The organism is Paraniabella ginsengisoli (assembly GCF_022513635.1).
Taxonomy (GTDB): domain Bacteria; phylum Bacteroidota; class Bacteroidia; order Chitinophagales; family Chitinophagaceae; genus Niabella; species Niabella ginsengisoli.
In genome coordinates this window covers 1-17278 of record NZ_JAKWBL010000003.1, presented here as the reverse complement: position 1 = coordinate 17278, position 17278 = coordinate 1, and the positions used below count along the sequence as shown (strand labels likewise).

At 37.8% G+C, this 17278-nt stretch carries 24 protein-coding genes and 1 tRNA gene; 19 read left to right on the top strand and 6 right to left on the bottom strand.

Annotation, left to right across the window (positions count from 1 at the left end; genetic code table 11):
• The first annotated feature begins 54 nt into the window (after positions 1–54).
• Genes MKP09_RS14545 through MKP09_RS26270 form a run of 3 tightly spaced genes read left to right on the top strand, consistent with a single transcriptional unit; the run spans position 55 to position 1255 of the window.
• Positions 55–216: a hypothetical protein gene (locus MKP09_RS14545; RefSeq protein ID WP_240830721.1), complete on the top strand. Its 162-nt coding sequence runs from the start codon at positions 55–57 to the stop codon at positions 214–216.
• A gap of 20 nt (positions 217–236) precedes the next feature.
• Positions 237–497, top strand: a complete 261-nt coding sequence (locus MKP09_RS26275) for a type III PLP-dependent enzyme domain-containing protein (protein ID WP_317235355.1) — start codon at positions 237–239, stop codon at positions 495–497.
• Positions 494–1255: a diaminopimelate decarboxylase family protein gene (locus tag MKP09_RS26270; RefSeq protein ID WP_317235377.1), complete on the top strand. Its 762-nt coding sequence runs from the start codon at positions 494–496 to the stop codon at positions 1253–1255. The genes MKP09_RS26275 and MKP09_RS26270 overlap by 4 nt, the downstream gene beginning before the upstream one ends.
• 5 nt (positions 1256–1260) lie before the next feature.
• Here MKP09_RS26270 and MKP09_RS14530 read toward each other — a convergent pair whose 3' ends face one another.
• Positions 1261–1662 carry a hypothetical protein gene (locus tag MKP09_RS14530; RefSeq protein WP_240830720.1) on the bottom strand — a complete coding sequence of 134 codons (402 nt, stop codon included), beginning with the start codon at positions 1660–1662 and terminating at the stop codon, positions 1261–1263.
• A 17-nt stretch (positions 1663–1679) separates the two neighbouring features.
• A complete protein-coding gene (locus MKP09_RS14525; protein WP_240830719.1) occupies positions 1680–2105 on the bottom strand; it encodes a hypothetical protein in 426 nt (141 codons plus the stop codon).
• 251 nt (positions 2106–2356) lie between these two features.
• On the opposite strand from MKP09_RS14525, the gene MKP09_RS14520 reads away from it, so the two are divergent.
• From MKP09_RS14520 to MKP09_RS14510, 3 genes are all read left to right on the top strand, one after another.
• Positions 2357–3412 (top strand): sugar phosphate isomerase/epimerase family protein, encoded by a 1056-nt coding sequence (locus tag MKP09_RS14520; RefSeq protein ID WP_240830718.1) that lies wholly within the window; start codon positions 2357–2359, stop codon positions 3410–3412.
• 32 nt (positions 3413–3444) lie between these two features.
• The gene (locus MKP09_RS14515) at positions 3445–3855 is read left to right on the top strand and encodes a c-type cytochrome (protein WP_240829733.1); all 411 of its coding nucleotides are present in this window, start codon (positions 3445–3447) and stop codon (positions 3853–3855) included.
• Positions 3856–3935: 80 nt separating this feature from the next.
• Positions 3936–4772: a 3-keto-disaccharide hydrolase gene (locus tag MKP09_RS14510; RefSeq protein WP_240829735.1), complete on the top strand. Its 837-nt coding sequence runs from the start codon at positions 3936–3938 to the stop codon at positions 4770–4772.
• Between the two features lie 138 nt (positions 4773–4910).
• Here the strand turns inward: MKP09_RS14510 and pyk are convergent, their stop codons facing one another.
• Positions 4911–6386: a pyruvate kinase gene (gene pyk, locus MKP09_RS14505; protein WP_240831494.1), complete on the bottom strand. Its 1476-nt coding sequence runs from the start codon at positions 6384–6386 to the stop codon at positions 4911–4913.
• Positions 6387–6510: 124 nt separating this feature from the next.
• Positions 6511–7731: a 6-phosphofructokinase gene (locus MKP09_RS14500; RefSeq protein ID WP_240829747.1), complete on the bottom strand. Its 1221-nt coding sequence runs from the start codon at positions 7729–7731 to the stop codon at positions 6511–6513.
• Between the two features lie 248 nt (positions 7732–7979).
• Between MKP09_RS14500 and MKP09_RS14495 the strand changes: the two genes are divergently transcribed.
• The 5 genes from MKP09_RS14495 to MKP09_RS14475 all read left to right on the top strand — a co-directional run bounded on the left by MKP09_RS14495 (position 7980) and on the right by MKP09_RS14475 (position 12996).
• Positions 7980–10088 carry a prolyl oligopeptidase family serine peptidase gene (locus tag MKP09_RS14495; RefSeq protein WP_240830717.1) on the top strand — a complete coding sequence of 703 codons (2109 nt, stop codon included), beginning with the start codon at positions 7980–7982 and terminating at the stop codon, positions 10086–10088.
• A 241-nt stretch (positions 10089–10329) separates the two neighbouring features.
• Positions 10330–11184 carry a subclass B3 metallo-beta-lactamase gene (bla, locus tag MKP09_RS14490; RefSeq protein WP_240829749.1) on the top strand — a complete coding sequence of 285 codons (855 nt, stop codon included), beginning with the start codon at positions 10330–10332 and terminating at the stop codon, positions 11182–11184.
• A gap of 105 nt (positions 11185–11289) precedes the next feature.
• A complete protein-coding gene (trxB, locus tag MKP09_RS14485; RefSeq protein ID WP_240829758.1) occupies positions 11290–12234 on the top strand; it encodes a thioredoxin-disulfide reductase in 945 nt (314 codons plus the stop codon).
• A gap of 13 nt (positions 12235–12247) precedes the next feature.
• Positions 12248–12604 carry a dihydroneopterin aldolase gene (folB, locus tag MKP09_RS14480; protein WP_240830716.1) on the top strand — a complete coding sequence of 119 codons (357 nt, stop codon included), beginning with the start codon at positions 12248–12250 and terminating at the stop codon, positions 12602–12604.
• A gap of 149 nt (positions 12605–12753) precedes the next feature.
• On the top strand, positions 12754–12996 hold the full coding sequence (locus MKP09_RS14475) for a hypothetical protein (RefSeq protein WP_240829766.1): 243 nt from the start codon (positions 12754–12756) through the stop codon (positions 12994–12996).
• Between the two features lie 6 nt (positions 12997–13002).
• Here the strand turns inward: MKP09_RS14475 and MKP09_RS14470 are convergent, their stop codons facing one another.
• Positions 13003–13515, bottom strand: a complete 513-nt coding sequence (locus tag MKP09_RS14470; RefSeq protein ID WP_240830715.1) for a cytidine deaminase — start codon at positions 13513–13515, stop codon at positions 13003–13005.
• Positions 13516–13657: 142 nt separating this feature from the next.
• Between MKP09_RS14470 and MKP09_RS14465 the strand changes: the two genes are divergently transcribed.
• Positions 13658–14587, top strand: coding sequence for a 3-keto-disaccharide hydrolase (locus MKP09_RS14465; RefSeq protein WP_240829777.1), 930 nt, complete (start codon positions 13658–13660; stop codon positions 14585–14587).
• Here MKP09_RS14465 and MKP09_RS14460 read toward each other — a convergent pair.
• Positions 14571–14750 carry a hypothetical protein gene (locus MKP09_RS14460; RefSeq protein ID WP_240829780.1) on the bottom strand — a complete coding sequence of 60 codons (180 nt, stop codon included), beginning with the start codon at positions 14748–14750 and terminating at the stop codon, positions 14571–14573. The two genes, MKP09_RS14465 and MKP09_RS14460, sit on opposite strands and share 17 nt — an antisense overlap.
• A 21-nt stretch (positions 14751–14771) precedes the next feature.
• Here MKP09_RS14460 and MKP09_RS14455 point away from each other — a divergent pair.
• The 7 genes from MKP09_RS14455 (at position 14772) to MKP09_RS14435 (ending at position 17099) form a co-directional block, all read left to right on the top strand.
• A tRNA-Met gene (locus MKP09_RS14455) sits at positions 14772–14843 on the top strand.
• Positions 14844–14901: 58 nt separating this feature from the next.
• Entirely contained in the window at positions 14902–15147 is a 246-nt protein-coding gene (locus MKP09_RS14450; protein WP_240829792.1) for a GIY-YIG nuclease family protein, read from the top strand.
• Between the two features lie 728 nt (positions 15148–15875).
• Complete coding sequence (locus MKP09_RS28200; protein ID WP_394801080.1) at positions 15876–16040, top strand: GTPase; 165 nt, start codon at positions 15876–15878, stop codon at positions 16038–16040.
• Positions 16003–16221 carry a GTP-binding protein gene (locus tag MKP09_RS14445; protein WP_240830714.1) on the top strand — a complete coding sequence of 73 codons (219 nt, stop codon included), beginning with the start codon at positions 16003–16005 and terminating at the stop codon, positions 16219–16221. Before MKP09_RS28200 ends, MKP09_RS14445 begins: the two co-directional genes overlap by 38 nt.
• Positions 16215–16508, top strand: a complete 294-nt coding sequence (locus tag MKP09_RS14440; protein ID WP_240830713.1) for an ERA-like protein 1 — start codon at positions 16215–16217, stop codon at positions 16506–16508. Before MKP09_RS14445 ends, MKP09_RS14440 begins: the two co-directional genes overlap by 7 nt.
• Complete coding sequence (locus MKP09_RS28195) at positions 16492–16599, top strand: KH domain-containing protein (protein ID WP_394801079.1); 108 nt, start codon at positions 16492–16494, stop codon at positions 16597–16599. Before MKP09_RS14440 ends, MKP09_RS28195 begins: the two co-directional genes overlap by 17 nt.
• A 338-nt stretch (positions 16600–16937) precedes the next feature.
• Entirely contained in the window at positions 16938–17099 is a 162-nt protein-coding gene (locus MKP09_RS14435; RefSeq protein ID WP_317235354.1) for a GTPase, read from the top strand.
• The last annotated feature ends 179 nt before the right edge of the window (positions 17100–17278 follow it).

Sequence of the window (17278 nt, the reverse complement as noted above, 5' to 3'; positions counted from 1 at the left end):
TAAAGAAATGTAAGCATTGGCAGTAATATTACTGCTTTTTTTATATCTATTATTATGGAACACGTATTAAGTCGCACACAGCTTTCAGAAATTGCAAATGAATTTGGTACACCTGTGTATGTTTACAACGCTGATAAGATTGCAGCGCAGTATAAAAGATTGACTACGGCTTTTAAAAGCGATAAGGTGAGGTTTTTTATGCCTGCAAAGCACTGACGAACATAAACATTTTAAAGGTGCTGAAAAGTGAAGGATGTAATATTGATTGTAGTTCCATTAATGAGGTGAATCTGGCTTTACACGCAGGTTTTGAACCGCGCAATATATTGTACACTAGTAACGGTATTGGCTTTGATGAAATTGAAGAAGCACAATCATTGGGCGTTATTATTAATATAGACAGTATTTCAAATCTTGAAAAGTTCGGGAAGACGTTTGGAAGCAGCTACCCTGTAGGTGTTCGCCTGCGGCCCAATATTATGGCGGGGGTAATCTGAAGATCTCCACAGGCCATGATAAAAGTAAGTTTGGAATTCCTGTCGATCAATTAGATGAACTGCTACAAGTTGTATCAGCGTATGATATAAACATCACCAATCTTCACATACATACCGGAAGTGATATCAAAGATGTTGATGTGTTTGTGAAAGGTATTGAAGTTCTGTTTGATATCATTCCACATTTTACTCAATTAAAATCTATTGACCTTGGAGGTGGCTTTAAAGTGGCTTACAAGGACGACGATCCTTCTATTAATATTGAAGAACTGGCAGAAAAAGTGTTGCAAACTTTTGAATCGAATGAGTTAACCAAACACTTGCAGATATGGTTTGAGCCGGGTAAATTTCTGGTAAGTGAATGTGGTTATTTTGTAACCAAAGTGAATGTGTTGAAAGAAACTTCTGCTACAACTTTTGCCGGTATTAACAGTGGTTTCAATCATCTGATTCGTCCTATGTTTTATGACTCTTATCATCGCATAGAAAACATCACTAATTCTGACGGTGCGGAGAAAGAATATACCATCACCGGTAATATCTGCGAAACGGATACATTTGCCTGGTCACGGCCTTTGGCAGAAGTGAGGGAAGGAGATTTGCTTGTGTTTTATAATGCAGGTGCTTATGGCTTTGAAATGTCGAGCAACTATAATGCGCGTTTTAAACCTGCGGAAGTATTAGTAGAAAATGGAAAGCCACGTCTTATTCGTAAAAGAGATGTTTTTGAAGATTTGTTAAGGGGACAGATTTTGTAAATGATTTAAAAAAGATCAGATACATATTTTAATAAGCTTGATTCCGTTTTAGCATGATATATTGCAGCGCCGGAAAATTGTGGATATAAATTCTGATAACATTTAAAATAATGCTCAGGCCCTTTTTTGGAAAAGATCAGGTTCTTACCTTGAAAATAGCTGGCAAGAGTAGCTGTTCCTCCGTGAATTGAAATGAAATTTTCACAATTGGCATACACACATAACTGGAAGTGATTAAAATTTTTAGCCTCAATTTTATTTTCACTGTACATATCGCCAAGATATAAAACTTCAGGATGTTTCTCTTTCAACCAGGCCAGTTCATTTAGATCATAAATGATACTGTTATCATTAACTATATCTTTTGCCTGCGGCCTGTTATAAATGATTTGATATCTATCCTTCAAAAAAGAAATCATCTTATCTAAAATCTCAATACTAAAATAAGAAACAGGAGGCCCGTCCCATTCTGTATTATATCTGTTTGTATAATTAGTATAGGTTTATCATAACGATAAATATCATTTTTGTATTTCTCTTTAAAAGGAACCGGCAACCACTTCTCCATATTATAGTCCTGGCTATATAATATTCTCGGAAGTTCAAAATTATAGTTTCCTTCATTCTTTCTTTCGGTATGCAGCTCTAAGTGGTCTTCTGAAAAGAAATATAGTTCTTTAGTATCTCCAAAGGAAATAGTCTGCTTAAGTGTTCCATTTTTATAATGCCAGTAGGCGTGGGGTATTGCGTATTGTATTTCATTTCCAAACTCTCCTGTAAAATCAATAATCTTGTATTTTTTTCTTTTGATATAATCTGAAAAAAATATTTCTGCTGCACTATTTTGCAAACGATCGTATCTCTAAAGAAATAAAAATATGCTTCAGGTACTTTTGGGTATTTAATGCGGGCTACTAGGCTCGAAATTTTTTTAAGCAGCTTATATTGAGAGGGTTTCATTAAGAATTATGTAGATAGATATATATTCTAAAGTAAACAAAAGTATCTTTCAAAGGGTTAAAACTTCTTAAATAATTTTTTAGAGGTCGGCTAATCAAAATTATTTTTATAGATTTATCGCTCAATATAAAAACGATTTTCATGACAACATTAAAAGGTCCTGGAATATTCCTTGCCCAATTTCTTGGCGACAAACCCCCATTCAACAATTTCGAATCGATTTGTCTTTGGGCTGCAGAAAAAGGTTTTGTGGCAGTGCAGATTCCGACTAGCGATCCTAATATTTTTGATCTGAAGCTGGCAGCGGAAAGTAAAAACTACACCGATGAAATAAAAGGTCTTGCATTGTCTTGCGGTCTTGAAATTTCTGAGCTTTCAACGCATTTACAGGGGCAATTGGTAGCTGTGCATCCTGCATACGACGACCTTTTTGACGGCTTTGCACCGCCAGAATTTCGTGGCAACTCAAAAGCCAGAACAGAGTGGGCTGTACAACAATTGAAATACGCAGCGAAAGCATCTCAAAACCTGGAACTCAATGCCCATGCTACTTTTAGCGGTTCGTTATTGTGGCACACGTTTCATCCCTGGCCGCAAAGACCGGCTGGCTTGGTTGATGAAGGATTCACTGAATTAGCAAAAAGATGGACACCTATCCTGGATTATTTTGATGAATGCGGCGTAGATGTTTGTTATGAAATTCATCCTGGAGAAGACCTTTTTGATGGTGAAACATATGAGATGTTTTTAGAAAAGGTGAATAATCATGCAAGAGCTTGTTTGCTTTATGATCCTTCCCATTTTGTGTTGCAACAATTAGACTATATACAATATATAGATTTTTATCATGAACGCATACGTGCATTTCATGTAAAAGACGCAGAATTTAATTCAACTGGTAAACAAGGAACTTTTGGTGGTTATCAAAGTTGGCTTAAAAGAGCGGGGCGATATCGTAGCCCAGGCGATGGTCAGGTGGATTTCAAAACGATATTTTCTAAACTCGCTGAATACGACTATAAAGGCTGGGCTGTGATGGAGTGGGAATGCTGTCTTAAGCATCCGGAAGATGGAGCCAGAGAAGGGGCGGAGTTTATCAAGAATCACATCATAAGGGTTACTGATAAAGCTTTTGATGATTTTGCAGCAACTGGTACTGACACTGATTTTAATAAAAAAGTGTTAGGCCTTGAATAATAATTTATACTTTAGCTACAAATATTTTTTATATGAAGAAAATCTTACTCTCGTTATCTATTTTATCTGTTATAGCCGCATGCGGTGGAGGAGAAACTGACAAGAAATCTGAAGGTGAAGGATCTGCATCTACGTCGACATCAACAACATCCGAATCAGGAGATTTATCATCTAATCCTGTTTATCAAAAAGGCCTTGAGCTTACAGGAAAATATCAATGTCCTACTTGCCATAAAATCGATGAAAAGCTTACTGGTCCTGCATATAGGGAAGTAGCGAATAAATACGCAGGTGCTGATGATGCTAAAATAGCAGAGCTTTCTAAAAAAATCATTGAAGGCGGTTCTGGTGTTTGGGGCGAAATTCCAATGACACCGCATCCGAATGTTTCTGAGCAGGAGGCAAAAGAAATGGTACAATACATTCTCCTTCTGAAAAAATAAAAAAGGTTTCTGTAAGTTAGTTTAATCACGATCTGCAAAATCCTTTTTGTACTCTCGCAATTATTAAATCTTAAGTAAAAATGAATAAAATAGCATCCATTGCGTGTATCGCTGCGTCGGCGTTTATTGTGTATTCTTGCGCGCCTAAAGTATACAGAAATACACCTCCGACCGCTGCACCGGCGCCAGCGCCCGCCCCGGCAACACCAGCGCCAGAAACTGAACCGGCAAATCCAGCCCCTGCACCAGCGCCGGAAGCAGCGGCAAACGTGTTAACTGAGCAGGAAAAGTCAGCAGGCTGGAAACTTTTATTTGATGGCACTACATCTGACGGATGGCATGGCTATGGCTCAAAAACTATTGGGACAGCATGGAAAACGGCAAATGGAACTTTATACTTAGATGCTAATAAAGACGGAACACCTAAAACCGGTGGAGATATCGTCAGTGATAAGGAATACCGGAATTTTGAACTACAGCTGGATTGGAAAATTGACAAAAACGGTAATAGCGGCGTAATTATTTACAGTAATGAGAATAAAGATAAATACAGGTGGATGTGGGAAACAGGACCTGAGATACAGATTGTTGACAACGAAGGTCACCCCGATGGAAGAATATTTAAACACCAGGCTGGTGATTTATATGATCTGATTCCAGCAAAAGAAAAAGCAGCCAATGCTCCGCTGGAATGGAATCATTATTTGATACGTTGTGTAGATGGAAAGCTGGACGTTTATTTAAACGAGGTTCATGTAATAAGCACAACCATGTGGGATGAAAACTGGAAAGGGCTTGTTGCTGGTAGTAAATTTAAAGGAGCTTCAGATTTTGGTACATATAAAGTAGGCCGCATCGGCTTGCAGGATCACGGAAATAATGTATGGTTTAGAAATATCAAAATAAAAGAATTGTAAATATTTGAATGTTATTTAAACGCCGCTTTTGTCTTTACAAAAGCGGCGTTTTTGTGCCTATGTAAACTCGTTCGTTAAACAATAAAAAAGCTATACGTTTAAATACGTATAGCTTTTTCACTATTCATAGAAGAAGGGTTATCCCTCTATTTTCGTAATCTTAATAGTATTTGTAGGTATTTTTAAATGCACGGGCGTACTACCAGTACTTACGGCAATATCGTGTTTGTTTAAAAAGCCATTTTTCTTAAGTATGTTTATCTGATCAGAAAAAATGGTATCAAGCTGCCTTTCATCATCATCATATAAAAAGGCGCGAACGCCCCAGGCAAGGCTCATTTGATTGATCAGGCTTTCGTGCTTGGTGAAAATATACAAAGGTACTTTGGGCCTGTAGCTACTCAACATAAATCCGGTGTAACCGCTCTGTGTCATTCCTATCAAAGCGTTTGCAGCTACGTCTTTAGCCAGGTTACAAGCGTTATAGCAAACTGCATCACTTGTCAGAGTAGGCGAGTGGGGCTGAGGTTGTAATACTTCATCCAAATCATAATTGTATTCTGTGCGCTCAATCTCCATAATGATTTTGCGCATTGTTTCTACAACTAGTGTAGGATGCAAGCCTGTAGCTGTTTCACCGCTTAACATTACAGCATCAGCGCCTTCCAATACCGCATTGGCAACATCGGTAATTTCACTGCGGTTTGGCTTGGTGCGTTCTATCATGCTTTCCATCATTTGCGTAGCCACAATTACCGGCTTAGCGCGATGGATGCATTTTTTAATAATGTTCTTTTGAATCAGAGGCACTTTTTCAACAGGAAGTTCAACACCAAGATCTCCGCGTGCTACCATTATACCATCAGAAGCATTGATAATGTCACGAATATTTGGAATAGCTTCGGGCATTTCTATTTTGGCTATGATCTTACTTTTGCTTTTATGCTTATCCAGAATTTTTCTCAGCTTTTTGATGTCTTCCGTTTGGCGCACAAAACTCAATGCTACCCAGTCCAATTGCTCTTTTATAATAAAGTCCAGATCTTTCAAATCTTTTGGAGTAAGTGCAGGCAACGATATTTTAGTATCAGGAAGGTTTACACCTTTCTTAGATGAAATAAATCCACCCAATAAAACCTGAACTTCAACATCATTGTTAGGTAATATTCTTTTTACAATCACTTCAAGTTTTCCATCGTCGATCATGATCTTATTGCCCACTTTTACATCTTTATGAAAATTGGGATAATGGATGTAAAGCTTCTGCTTGTTACCAATAATTTTTTGGCTGGTAAAAATAAATTTATCACCAGCACTTACGGGCATTCCACCACCTTCAATTTCTCCAACGCGTAGTTTAGGGCCTTGCAAATCGCCAAGGATAGCAACATGAGTACCTTCTTTTTTATTTATTTGCCTGATGTATTCAATAATTTTCTTTTTTTCGTCATGCTCGCCATGTGAGAAATTAAGCCTGAATACATTGACGCCTGCTTTTACAAGATCTTTTAATTTGTCGTAAGTATTACTGGCAGGTCCTACAGTAGCTACAATCTTTGTCCGGGCGAATGTTTCCTCAGCCTTCGATACAACTTTTGTAACGGTTTTTTTGATGCTAATTTTTTAGCCATGATATTTTTAATATTAATTTATTGTCTTTTTAATAAACGATGTTTTATTGGTGTTTATATAAAAAGCATAAGAGCCGCATTAAGCAGCTCTTATGAAAAGTGAGTTCTTATTTCCAGTTTAAGATATTCGAAAACACAAATTCTTCAGGATTGCTTACGAATTGCTTCGCTGCTTCTACATCTTCTGCTGTTAAATATTGAAGATTGTCTTCAATCACCATTTTTGTTTTAGCGTCTTCAATATTTACCAGTCTTGTTTTTACTTTACCATTTTCGCCGGTTACATCTTTTAAGAACAACGGGTTAACTTCACCTTTATTGTTTACTGTTACAACACAACCTGTTAAACCCTGATCAAAAAGTTTTTTAACGCCTGTGCCTAACATGGTACAATATTGTAAATCAAAAGCTGCTGGCGGAAGACAACGTAGTTCGTATCCCAATTCTACAGGGCGGCATTTAATGTCAAGACCTAATTCTTTTAGTTTATTCTGAAGTAATATATTATAGATATGTGCTTTACTTACATTACCCAATTCAGGGTGACCATGTGCATCATAAGTAAATTGTACACCAGACTCTTTAATCACTTCATCGGTCATAAAGTGGAAGATGCCTTCGCTTACAATGGCAACGCCATAACTAATGCCTAATATTTTTCTTTTAAGAATAGCAGAAACAATAAGTTTAGTAATGTTTTCAAAGTTTAAAGCAGCCTTTGTAAACATTTCCGGCATTACGATCATTGGTAAATGACAAGAAGTACCAATGCTAAATGCCAGGTGACCAGCTTCGCGACCCATTGCAGATACTACAAACCAGTTAGCAGATGTTTTAGCATCTTCATAAACGGTTTTTGTAATTCTTACGCCTTCTTCAGTTGCACTTTGATAACCGAACGTTGGTTGATTGTCTGGCAAAGGAAGATCGTTATCAATTGTTTTAGGGACGTGTATATTTTGAACCGGGAATTTATTTTCAGTTAAAAATGTAGAAATCCTGTTAGCTGTGGAAGCGGTATCATCACCACCGATAGTAACCAATAATTTCACGTTATTTTTTACAAAAAAATCGGTTGTAAACTCTTCATTTTTGGGTTTATAACGGCTCATGCGTAAAATAGAGCCGCCGCGTGTTAAAGCAGTATCTGCCGTTTCAAAATCTATATCAAGTGTTGACGCGTTTCCGGTAAAGAGGTTTTTGTAACCATCGTGCAGGCCAATTACTTTAAATCCACCTTTTAAAAAAATCTTCGATACAGAACTAATTACCGTGTTAATGCCGGGCGCGGGGCCTCCGGCAGCAAGAATCAAAATACTTTGTTGCATAATTGGTTTTTATAAATTGTAAGCATCAAATATATTAAAAATAACGTTGTGTGTACAAAACACTTTGATTGTTTTTAAATTTTGATGACCCGTAACTTAATTATTGTGTATAAACAATATTTTTGATGATATTTTAATAAAAACATCATGAAATGAGACATAAAAATTTTCAAGTAGATTTTTATCAGGACGTCGAAAATTTTTATGGTAAATTCCATGTGACCTAAAAAGGAAATAAACACATACACATGAAGCAATTATTACCACTTATTGCGATTTTTACTACAATGGATATGCATGCACAGATTCAATACCCGGTTACTGAAAAGGAAACCATTACAGATGATTATTTTGGAACAAAAGTAGAAGACCCCTATCGTTGGCTGGAAGATGACAATGCAGAAACAACGAAGAAATGGGTAATAGAACAAAATAAAGTTACTGATGCCTATTTATCTAAAATCCCTTTTCGCGATAAAATAGAGCAACGGCTGGAAAAACTCTGGAATTATCCAAAATTTGGTGCTCCGTTTAAAAAAGGTGATTGGTATTATTATTTTAAAAATGATGGATTGCAAAATCAATCTGTAATGTACCGTACAAAAGATTTAAGCTCGGAGCCTGAAGTTTTTATCGATCCCAATACATTAAGTACAGAAGGTATCGTTGCTTTAAGTGGTATTTCTTTTAGCAAGTCAGGGAAGCTTTTGGCGTATTCTATTTCCAAAGCGGGTAGTGACTGGCAGGAAATTTTCTTGATGGATGTAGAAAGCAAGAAGTTATTAAGTGATAAAATTGAATGGACCAAATTTGGCGGAGCGGCATGGAAAGGTGAAGAAGGGTTCTATTATAGCGCTTACGATAAGCCTGATGAAACATCAAAGCTTAGCAAGGCCAATGAGTTTCAGAAAGTATATTACCATAAAATGGGAACCGCGCAAAGCGAAGACCAATTGATTTATCAGGATAAAGAACATCCCAAACGTTATTACGGTTGTGGACTTACAGAAGATGAGCGTTTTTTAATTCTAAATATATCTGAAGGAACAAGCGGTGGCGAATTATGGTATCGTGATTTAAAGGATGATTCGCAAACGGAATTCGAGTTGCTGGTAAAAGGATTTGATACAGAATCTGACGTGATAGAGAACAACGGCGATAAATTATTAGTGAAAACAAATTATCAGGCACCTAATTATCGTGTGGTGATAGTTGATCCTAAAAATCCTGCGCGTGAAAACTGGAAAACCATTATTGCGGAACAGAAAGAAGTATTGCTGGGTGTTGGCACAGGGGGCGGTAATTTATTTACCAATTACCTGAAAGATGCATCGAGCCGTATTTATCAGTATGATTATAACGGAAAACAAATTCGTGAAATAAAATTGCCTGGAATTGGCTCTGCTGGCGGATTTGGAGCAGATAAAGATGACAAATATTTTTATTATAGTTACTCGTCTTATGCTACGCCGCCGTCTATTTATAAATATGATATTGCAAGTGGCAAATCAGAATTGTACAAAACTACTGAAATCAATATGAGCACTGCTGATATTGTAACCGAGCAAATATTCTTCACAAGTAAAAACGGCACAAAAGTTCCCATGTTTTTAACATATAAAAAAGGATTAAAGAAAGATGGTAATAATCCTGTTTTGCTGTATGGATATGGCGGCTTCAATATACCTATGACGCCGGGCTTTAGTGTAAGCAATACATTTTTTGTAGAGCAGGGCGGTATTTACGTGGTAGTAAATCTTCGTGGTGGTAACGAATATGGCGAAAAATGGCATAAGGCCGGTATGTTGTTAAACAAGCAAAATGTGTTTGACGATTTTATTGGCGCAGCAGAATATCTTATAAAAAGTAAATACACCAACAACAACAAAATAGCTGTTCGTGGTGGTAGCAACGGCGGATTGCTGGTTGGCGCTGTAATGACGCAGCGTCCAGATCTTTTCAAAGTCGCCATTCCTCAAGTTGGTGTTTTAGATATGTTGCGTTATCACAAATTTACTGTAGGCTGGGGCTGGGCTGTAGAATACGGAAGCTCCGATTCTGCAAAATATTTTCCTTACCTGTATAAATATTCTCCGTATCATAATTTAAAAAAAGGAACTTCTTATCCGGCAACAATTGTAACCACAGGCGATCATGACGACCGTGTTGTTCCTGCGCATTCCTTCAAATTTGCTGCAAGGTTGCAGGAATATCACAAAGGTGAAAACCCAGTGTTGATTCGTATAGAAACCAATGCAGGACACGGAGCCGGAAAGCCCACCAGCAAAGTGATTGAAGAAGCTGCAGATATTTGGGCATTTACCATGTATAATTTAGGGATGGGGTATAAGGAGTGAATGTTGGTCAATGGTCAATAGTGAATAGGCAAAGCTCTGAAGGAGCCAAACAATAATGGCGGGATGCGTAGCTTCCGGTTGAAAAGGCTTGAGCAATTATTGAATGTTGGTAAATCTGATTTAAATGTAGGATGGGCAATGTGCTACAATTGAAGAGTGCGACGCAATTTCGATGAGTTATGTTCGACAGCCCGGCCAATAAAAAAATAGTTAAAGATCATTTTAATAAACCCCATTTCTTGTGAAAAAAATTATAGCCTTTTGTACCATCTTGTGTTTTTTGTTTTCACTAAATGCCCAAACAGTAAACGAACCCAAAAATAATCCTGAAGAATGGTCAACACCTTATGAGCCGTTCCGCATTGCAGGTAATTTATATTATGTAGGTACGTATGATCTGGCTTGTTATTTAGTTGTAACTAACAAAGGAAATATTCTAATCAATACAGGTCTTGCTGGTTCACTTTCACTAATCAAAAGGAATATTGAAAAATTGGGCTTCAAATACACAGATATAAAAATATTATTGACCAATCAGGCGCATTTTGATCATGCGGGTGCATTAGCTGATATTAAAATGCAAACAGGAGCAAAATTGTATGCTGATGTCGGAGATGCAGCAGTGCTGAAAGACGGCGGAAAATCCGATTATGAATTGAGTTACTTAGGAGTTGCGTTTAAGCCGATTGTTCCCGATCGTCTTTTAAAAGATAAGGATATTATCAGGCTTGGCCATACAAAAATTATCATGTTGCATCATCCGGGGCATACAAAAGGTTCGTGTAGTTATCTGCTTGAGGTTAAAGATTCAACAAAGACCTACAAAGTGCTTATAGCCAACATTCCAACTATTATCACGGATAAAGGCTTTTCGGAAATTCCTGCATATCCCAATATCAGAAAGGATTACGTGTACACTTTGCAAGCTATGAAAAACCTCGAATTTGATATTTGGGTAGCGGCTCATGCCAGTCAGTTTGATCTTCATACAAAACGTAAACCCGGTGATAAATATAATCCCGCTGCTTTTGTTGATAGAAAAGGTTACGAAGCTGCACTTTTAAAGGCAACAGACGCTTTTAATAATCATGAGTAATTTGCTGGGTTTAAATCAGATCCATGCACCGCTTAAATTATGGTTCTGCTTGCATTTGCTAAACCTTTTACCTCTATTTTTGTAGTTATTCAAATCAAATTATATATGGCAGACGAGAATGTAGAAAGAGTTCATTGTTTAATTATAGGTTCGGGGCCAGCGGGTTATACTGCGGCTATTTATGCGGCACGGGCTAATCTTAAACCTGTTTTGTATCAGGGAATACAACCAGGCGGCCAGTTAACAATAACTACTGAAGTGGAAAATTATCCGGGTTATGCGGAAGGTGTGCAGGGACCTGAAATGATGATTGATTTTGAGAAACAGGCAAAACGTATGGGTACTGATATTCGTTACGGCTTAGCTACCAAAGTTGATTTCTCAGGCCACCCTCATAAAGTGTGGATCGATGATGAAAAGTTGATAGAAGCTGACGCTGTAATTATTTCAACCGGAGCTTCGGCAAAATGGTTGGGTCTTCCGAGCGAGGAAAAATTGAATGGCTTTGGTGTGAGCGCTTGCGCAGTTTGTGACGGTTTCTTCTTTAAAGGAAAAGAAGCTGCCATTGTTGGTGCGGGTGATACTGCTGCGGAAGAAGCACTTTACCTTTCTAAAATTGTAACTAATGTGCACATGCTGATTCGTAAAGAGGAAATGCGTGCCAGCAAGGTTATGCAGGATCGCGTTTTCAACACACCGAATATTAATGTGTATTTCAACACCGAAACCGAAGAAATATTAGGAGACAATAAAGTGACCGGAGTACGCGTAAAAAATAATAAAACACAGGAAGTGAGTGAAATTCCAGTCAGTGCTTTTTTCGTGGCGATCGGGCATCAACCCAATTCAGATATCTTTAAAGATTTTCTTGAAATGGATGAAACCGGTTATATCAAAACGGTTCCCGGGACTTCTAAAACCAATGTTGAAGGAGTTTTCGCGGCGGGTGATGTGCAGGATAAAATTTATCGCCAGGCTGTAACCGCAGCCGGAAGTGGTTGTATGGCGGCATTGGATGCGGAAAGATATTTGGGAGAGAAAGGGTTGTAATTCTTAGCACAATATGCTCATTACACTACATCTGGAAAAATTACAATTCTTTGCATATCATGGTATGTATGAAGAAGAAAAAAAGTTGGGGAATGAGTTCGAACTAAATATTTCGGCCTCGTTCTTCTCAACTGAATCTATTGTTTCTGAAATAGACGAAACCATTAATTATGCTGAAATTTATGAGTTGGCCAAAACTGAAATGCTGCAACCACGAGAGTTGCTCGAAGCCTTCCTTACTCAATTAGCCGAAAAAATAAAAGAACAATTTCCTCAAATAGTTAAACTTAAAATGAGTTTATATAAATTGCAAATGCCGCTTACACATTTTCAGGGACGAATAGGTGTTGAGATAGAAAAAGAATATTAGTTTTTTTTAATACCTGTTGCGTTTGCTATCAAGTGCTCGTTTTTGTATAAAACTATATTTATGAGAAACACATTTGTACTTTTAACGATCCTCTTTTTTCGGCGTGTTCTAAATCGGATAATAAAGTAAACACAGACTGCGATGCTCAAATGATTGCAAAGTTTAAAGATCAGATAACCTGTACAGAAATTCCAGCGACGGGGCCTTGTAATTATTTAGCAAAAGGAATTTATAAAGGAGAGCGGATATACTTTATCGATATTATTTGCGTCGCATGTAACACTATCCCTCCGCAGGAAGGTTATAATTGCGATGGACAAAAAATAGCCATCGAAAATTTTAACCAAAATGTTACAGATGTTGAGGCGGTAAGCCCTAAAAGAAAGAATTAATATAACTTATTTCAGATTAACCTCGCCAAATGCAAAAGGCAACAAATCCTTTGCTGTATCAATAATATAAACAGTGCCTTTCATTCCTGCAAGTATAAGCCTGATAGGATGGTTCACTCTTGTTTCATATTCCAATAATGCCTGCCTACACATGCCGCATGGCGAAATGGGTTTGTCGCTTAAACCCTCTAAACCCTCTAAACCCTCTAAAGCTTCCTGTGGCTGATAAGTAATAGCCATAGTTTCAATCACTTCATTTGGGTAAAGGGTGCCAACTGATGCCAACAAACTACGCTCGGCACAAATTCCTACAGGAAAAGATGCGTTTTCCTGGTTGGTGCCTTTTACAACTTTGCCGTTAGCTAACCTCGCTACGCTTGCTACATGGAATTTTGAGTATGGCGCGTAAGCAATGGGCGTAAGTTCCCTGGCTTGTTGTAGTAAAGCCGCATCATCCTTATCAAGATCATTAATACTATTGGCTACTTTATAACTGAATTCGTAATGCTTTTCTTTCATTCTATTAAAGATACTATATGCACCTGGTCTTACCGCCCCGGTCTGATCAAAAAATAATAAAGTAATTTCAATATAAATTAGTGGACAATTGCGTCCTCTAAAAAATTATATTTGTAGCATTCAAAATCATAAAAATTTTCTCATGTTTAAAAAAGTAGTTGTTTTTGCTATTGCCAGTTTATTTACTTTAAATCTATGGGCTATGAAATCGGAAGATCTAATCGGGAGATGGGATATCACAATGGATAAAGATGGCCAGGAAAAACCATCTTGGTTGGAAGTTAAATTATCAGGAATTAAAACTTTAGTTGGCTATTTTGTTGGCGACGACGGTAGCGCGCGTCCTGTGTCAGAAGTGAAATTCGATAATGGAAAATTTTCATTTGCTATTCCTCCGCAATGGCAGTCAGAAGATAACGACCTTGTTGTTGAAGGAGAATTAACAAGTGAAGGATTGAAGGGAACAATGGTTTATCCAAATGGAAAGAAATATAATTGGACAGGTGTAAAAGCGCCTTATTTAAAAAGAACGGAGGCTCCGGTTTGGGGAACGCCTATTAAATTATTCAATGGTAAAGATCTTACAGGTTGGAAAGCTGTAGGCGCTGAAAATCAGTGGGTGGTAAAAAATGGTGTATTAACCAGTCCAAAATCGGGCGCTAACTTAATTACTGATCAGAAATTTGAAGATTTTAAGTTGCATGTAGAATTCCGTTATCAGAAAGGAAGTAACAGTGGTGTTTATTTGCGTGGCCGTTATGAGTTGCAAATTTTAGATAGCGACAAATCAGAACATCCTTCTAATGTATTATTTAGTGGTATTTACGGATTTATTGCGCCAAGCGAAATCAATTCCAAAGGCCCCAATGAATGGCAATCTTATGACATTACTTTGGTTGGCAGAATGATCACCGTTGTGGCCAATGGAAAAACGGTAATTACTAACCAGGAAATTCCGGGTATTACAGGTGGTGCTTTAGACAGCAAAGAAGGTGAACCAGGTCCGCTTTATTTCCAGGGAGATCATGGCCCAATAGAATTTAGGAATATTACAATTACGCCTGCAAAATAAATTTATTTCGGGTTACATTTTGCTGCTTCAAAAAGCCTCGTTTGTTTTCAACGCCGAGGTTGAGCGTCGGTAGCTCGTCGGACTCATATCCGCCAGTTGGCGGACCCAGATTCGCTGCAGAATTATTTTTAGAATAAAATTGAATTACATTTTGCTGGTTCAAAAAAGCCTCGTATATTTGCATCGCGAGGTAGAGCAGCGGTAGCTCGTCGGGCTCATAACCCGAAGGTCCCAGGTTCGATCCCTGGCTTCGCAACAAATTTCCCGCCGTAGTTTGGCGGGTTTTTTTATGTAGATTAGTTTATCGGTTTTTTATGTTTACTGTTTATGTTTTACATAGCAAATCGTTTGATAAGATATACATTGGGTTTACCTCGAACCTTAAAGAAAGGTTATTATCGCACAATGAGTTAGGAAAGAAAGGATGGACGATAAGGTTTAGGCCTTGGGATTTGATTCATCAGGAAGAGTTTGTCAACAAGCCTGATGCGATGAGAAGAGAAAAAGAATTAAAAACGGCAAAGGGACGGGAATGGATTTGGAAGCTGGTTAATGGTTAGAGCTCATATCCGCCAGTTGGCGGACCCAGGTTCGATCCCTGGCTTCGCAACTGACCAATAGCCGTTCGCTTAAATGTGAACGGCTTTTTTATTTGAATTGAAGATTAGTTTATTTTTGTTTCGGCTTAAGAATATCTGGCACTGTCTTGCGTCGCACATTTGATTTGTGTTACACAACTCAACCTTTTTAGCCGCGTTATATAAATCCTGATTCGTTGGGGTAATTCTATTTTTATGAAAGCAAATATTTTATTAAGGAAACTATTAGCTGCGGCTGTACTTATACAAATACCCGTGTGCTTTATTTTGACTTTCATTATTATTAACGTAATTCGACCAGGGTCAGTACTCTTTTTACCTTCGGTTATGTATCAAGGATTTGCTTTTTTTATGTTTTTATTGATATTCTTTAGTGCAGAATATTTTAGGTCAAGGACTATTATACACACTATGTAATGGCATTTTTTATTTCGATAGTTGTCTTTTACTTGATGCTTCCCAATCAAGAAGTCTCAATACTTGATTTTTTTACTAATAAGGATTCTTTTTATTTTCTATTTATCCATACATAATTATGCACATAATTGTTTTACTTATTTATGGGTATAAATTTTCAAATCCTGAAAATCCAGCAAAAAAATGAAATCAGGTTTTGTAAACATATTTGGAAGACCCAATGCGGGTAAAAGCACTTTTGCTGAATGCGCTGATGGGAGAGAAGCTGGCTATTGTATCACATAAGGTGCAAAACCACAAGACATCGTATCAAAGCCATTCTTACCGAAAAGGATTATCAGATTATTTTCAGTGATACGCCGGGTATTATTAAACCCGAATATAAGTTGCACGAAAAAAATGATGCAATCGGTAAAAGGTGCGCTGGAAGATGCTGATGTGGCTTTGCTGATCGTTGATGTAAATGATAATTGGGAAGATTGTGATGCTATTTTCAGCGCGTTGAAATTGCGGGTTCCAGCCGTGCTGGTGTTAAATAAAATTGACCGTGCCGGACAAGAGCGTATTCAGGGCGCTAAAGATTTTTTTCTGAAAAACCGTATTGTAAAAAATTGGTAGCAATATCAGCCTTGACCGGCATCAATTATAAAAAATTCTTACAACCGATTTTAGAGTTATTGCCGGATGGCGAACCGTTTTACGAAGATGATAGCATTAGCGATTTGCCGGAAAAGTTTTTTGTAAGTGAACTGATTCGAGAAAAAATATACGAACTGGCGCAGGAAGAAATTCCTTATCACACGGCTGTGCTGATAAGAGAGTTTAAAGAAAAAGCAAACACTAACGAAAATTGTTGCAGATATTATTGTGCATCGAGAAACGCAGAAAATGATATTGATTGGTGAAAAAGGAAGTATGATCAAAAAGCTTGGAACCCTTGCCCGTACTGACATTGAAAAGTTTTTGACAGAAAAGTATTTTTGGAATTATTTGTAAAAGTAAAACCAAAATGGCGCGACAATGATTTGCATTTGAAGGAATATGGGTATGGCGCTTAATGTGATGATTCGCTAATGTGATGATGTGATAATGGTTTTAGATTCCAGGTTTCATGTAGCGCGACCCCGAAGGGGTCGAATATAAATAGCCGGATGCGAAGCTTCCGGATGCGAAGCCCGAGCCATAGAATAAATAGCCCGCCCGGATGATCGGTCGGACGGGGATCAAATATGTACAACAGTACAAGCGATCCGCCAGCTGGCGGGAAAGGCAGATGAATCAGCGTTCATCTGCCGGGAAAATAATAAATCAGAGATCATAAATCAGAAATAAAAATGGGTTTTACAGTAGCAATAGTTGGCAGGCCGAATGTGGGCAAGAGTACATTGTTTAATCGCCTGCTGGTGCAGCGCAAAGCAATTGTGGATGATGTGAGCGGCGTTACGCGCGACAGGCAATACGGAGTGAGCGACTGGAACGCAAGAACTATAACGTAATTGATACCGGTGGTTTTGTACACGGAAGCGAAGATGTGTTGAGAAAGAAATAGCGAAGCAAGTGCTGATTACGGTAGAAGAAGCCGATGCCATTTTATTTATGGTGGATGCTGAACTGGTATTACGCACTTAGATGAAGAGATGGCAAACGTGTTGCGAAAAGCATTAAGCCGGTTTTT

What these genes read in the sequence shown, in the direction of transcription:
- MKP09_RS14545 (WP_240830721.1), top strand. Translation starts at nt 55, where the DNA reads ATGGAACACGTATTAAGTCGCACACAGCTTTCAGAAATTGCAAATGAA.
- MKP09_RS14520 (WP_240830718.1), top strand. Translation starts at nt 2,357, where the DNA reads ATGACAACATTAAAAGGTCCTGGAATATTCCTTGCCCAATTTCTTGGC.
- MKP09_RS14515 (WP_240829733.1), top strand. Translation starts at nt 3,445, where the DNA reads ATGAAGAAAATCTTACTCTCGTTATCTATTTTATCTGTTATAGCCGCA.
- MKP09_RS14510 (WP_240829735.1), top strand. Translation starts at nt 3,936, where the DNA reads ATGAATAAAATAGCATCCATTGCGTGTATCGCTGCGTCGGCGTTTATT.
- MKP09_RS14500 (WP_240829747.1), bottom strand. Translation starts at nt 7,731, where the DNA reads ATGCAACAAAGTATTTTGATTCTTGCTGCCGGAGGCCCCGCGCCCGGC.
- MKP09_RS14495 (WP_240830717.1), top strand. Translation starts at nt 7,980, where the DNA reads ATGAAGCAATTATTACCACTTATTGCGATTTTTACTACAATGGATATG.
- trxB (WP_240829758.1), top strand. Translation starts at nt 11,290, where the DNA reads ATGGCAGACGAGAATGTAGAAAGAGTTCATTGTTTAATTATAGGTTCG.
- folB (WP_240830716.1), top strand. Translation starts at nt 12,248, where the DNA reads ATGCTCATTACACTACATCTGGAAAAATTACAATTCTTTGCATATCAT.
- MKP09_RS14475 (WP_240829766.1), top strand. Translation starts at nt 12,754, where the DNA reads ATGATTGCAAAGTTTAAAGATCAGATAACCTGTACAGAAATTCCAGCG.
- MKP09_RS14470 (WP_240830715.1), bottom strand. Translation starts at nt 13,515, where the DNA reads ATGAAAGAAAAGCATTACGAATTCAGTTATAAAGTAGCCAATAGTATT.
- MKP09_RS14465 (WP_240829777.1), top strand. Translation starts at nt 13,658, where the DNA reads ATGTTTAAAAAAGTAGTTGTTTTTGCTATTGCCAGTTTATTTACTTTA.
- MKP09_RS14450 (WP_240829792.1), top strand. Translation starts at nt 14,902, where the DNA reads ATGTTTACTGTTTATGTTTTACATAGCAAATCGTTTGATAAGATATAC.
- MKP09_RS14445 (WP_240830714.1), top strand. Translation starts at nt 16,003, where the DNA reads ATGATGCAATCGGTAAAAGGTGCGCTGGAAGATGCTGATGTGGCTTTG.
- MKP09_RS28195 (WP_394801079.1), top strand. Translation starts at nt 16,492, where the DNA reads ATGATATTGATTGGTGAAAAAGGAAGTATGATCAAAAAGCTTGGAACC.
- MKP09_RS14435 (WP_317235354.1), top strand. Translation starts at nt 16,938, where the DNA reads ATGGGTTTTACAGTAGCAATAGTTGGCAGGCCGAATGTGGGCAAGAGT.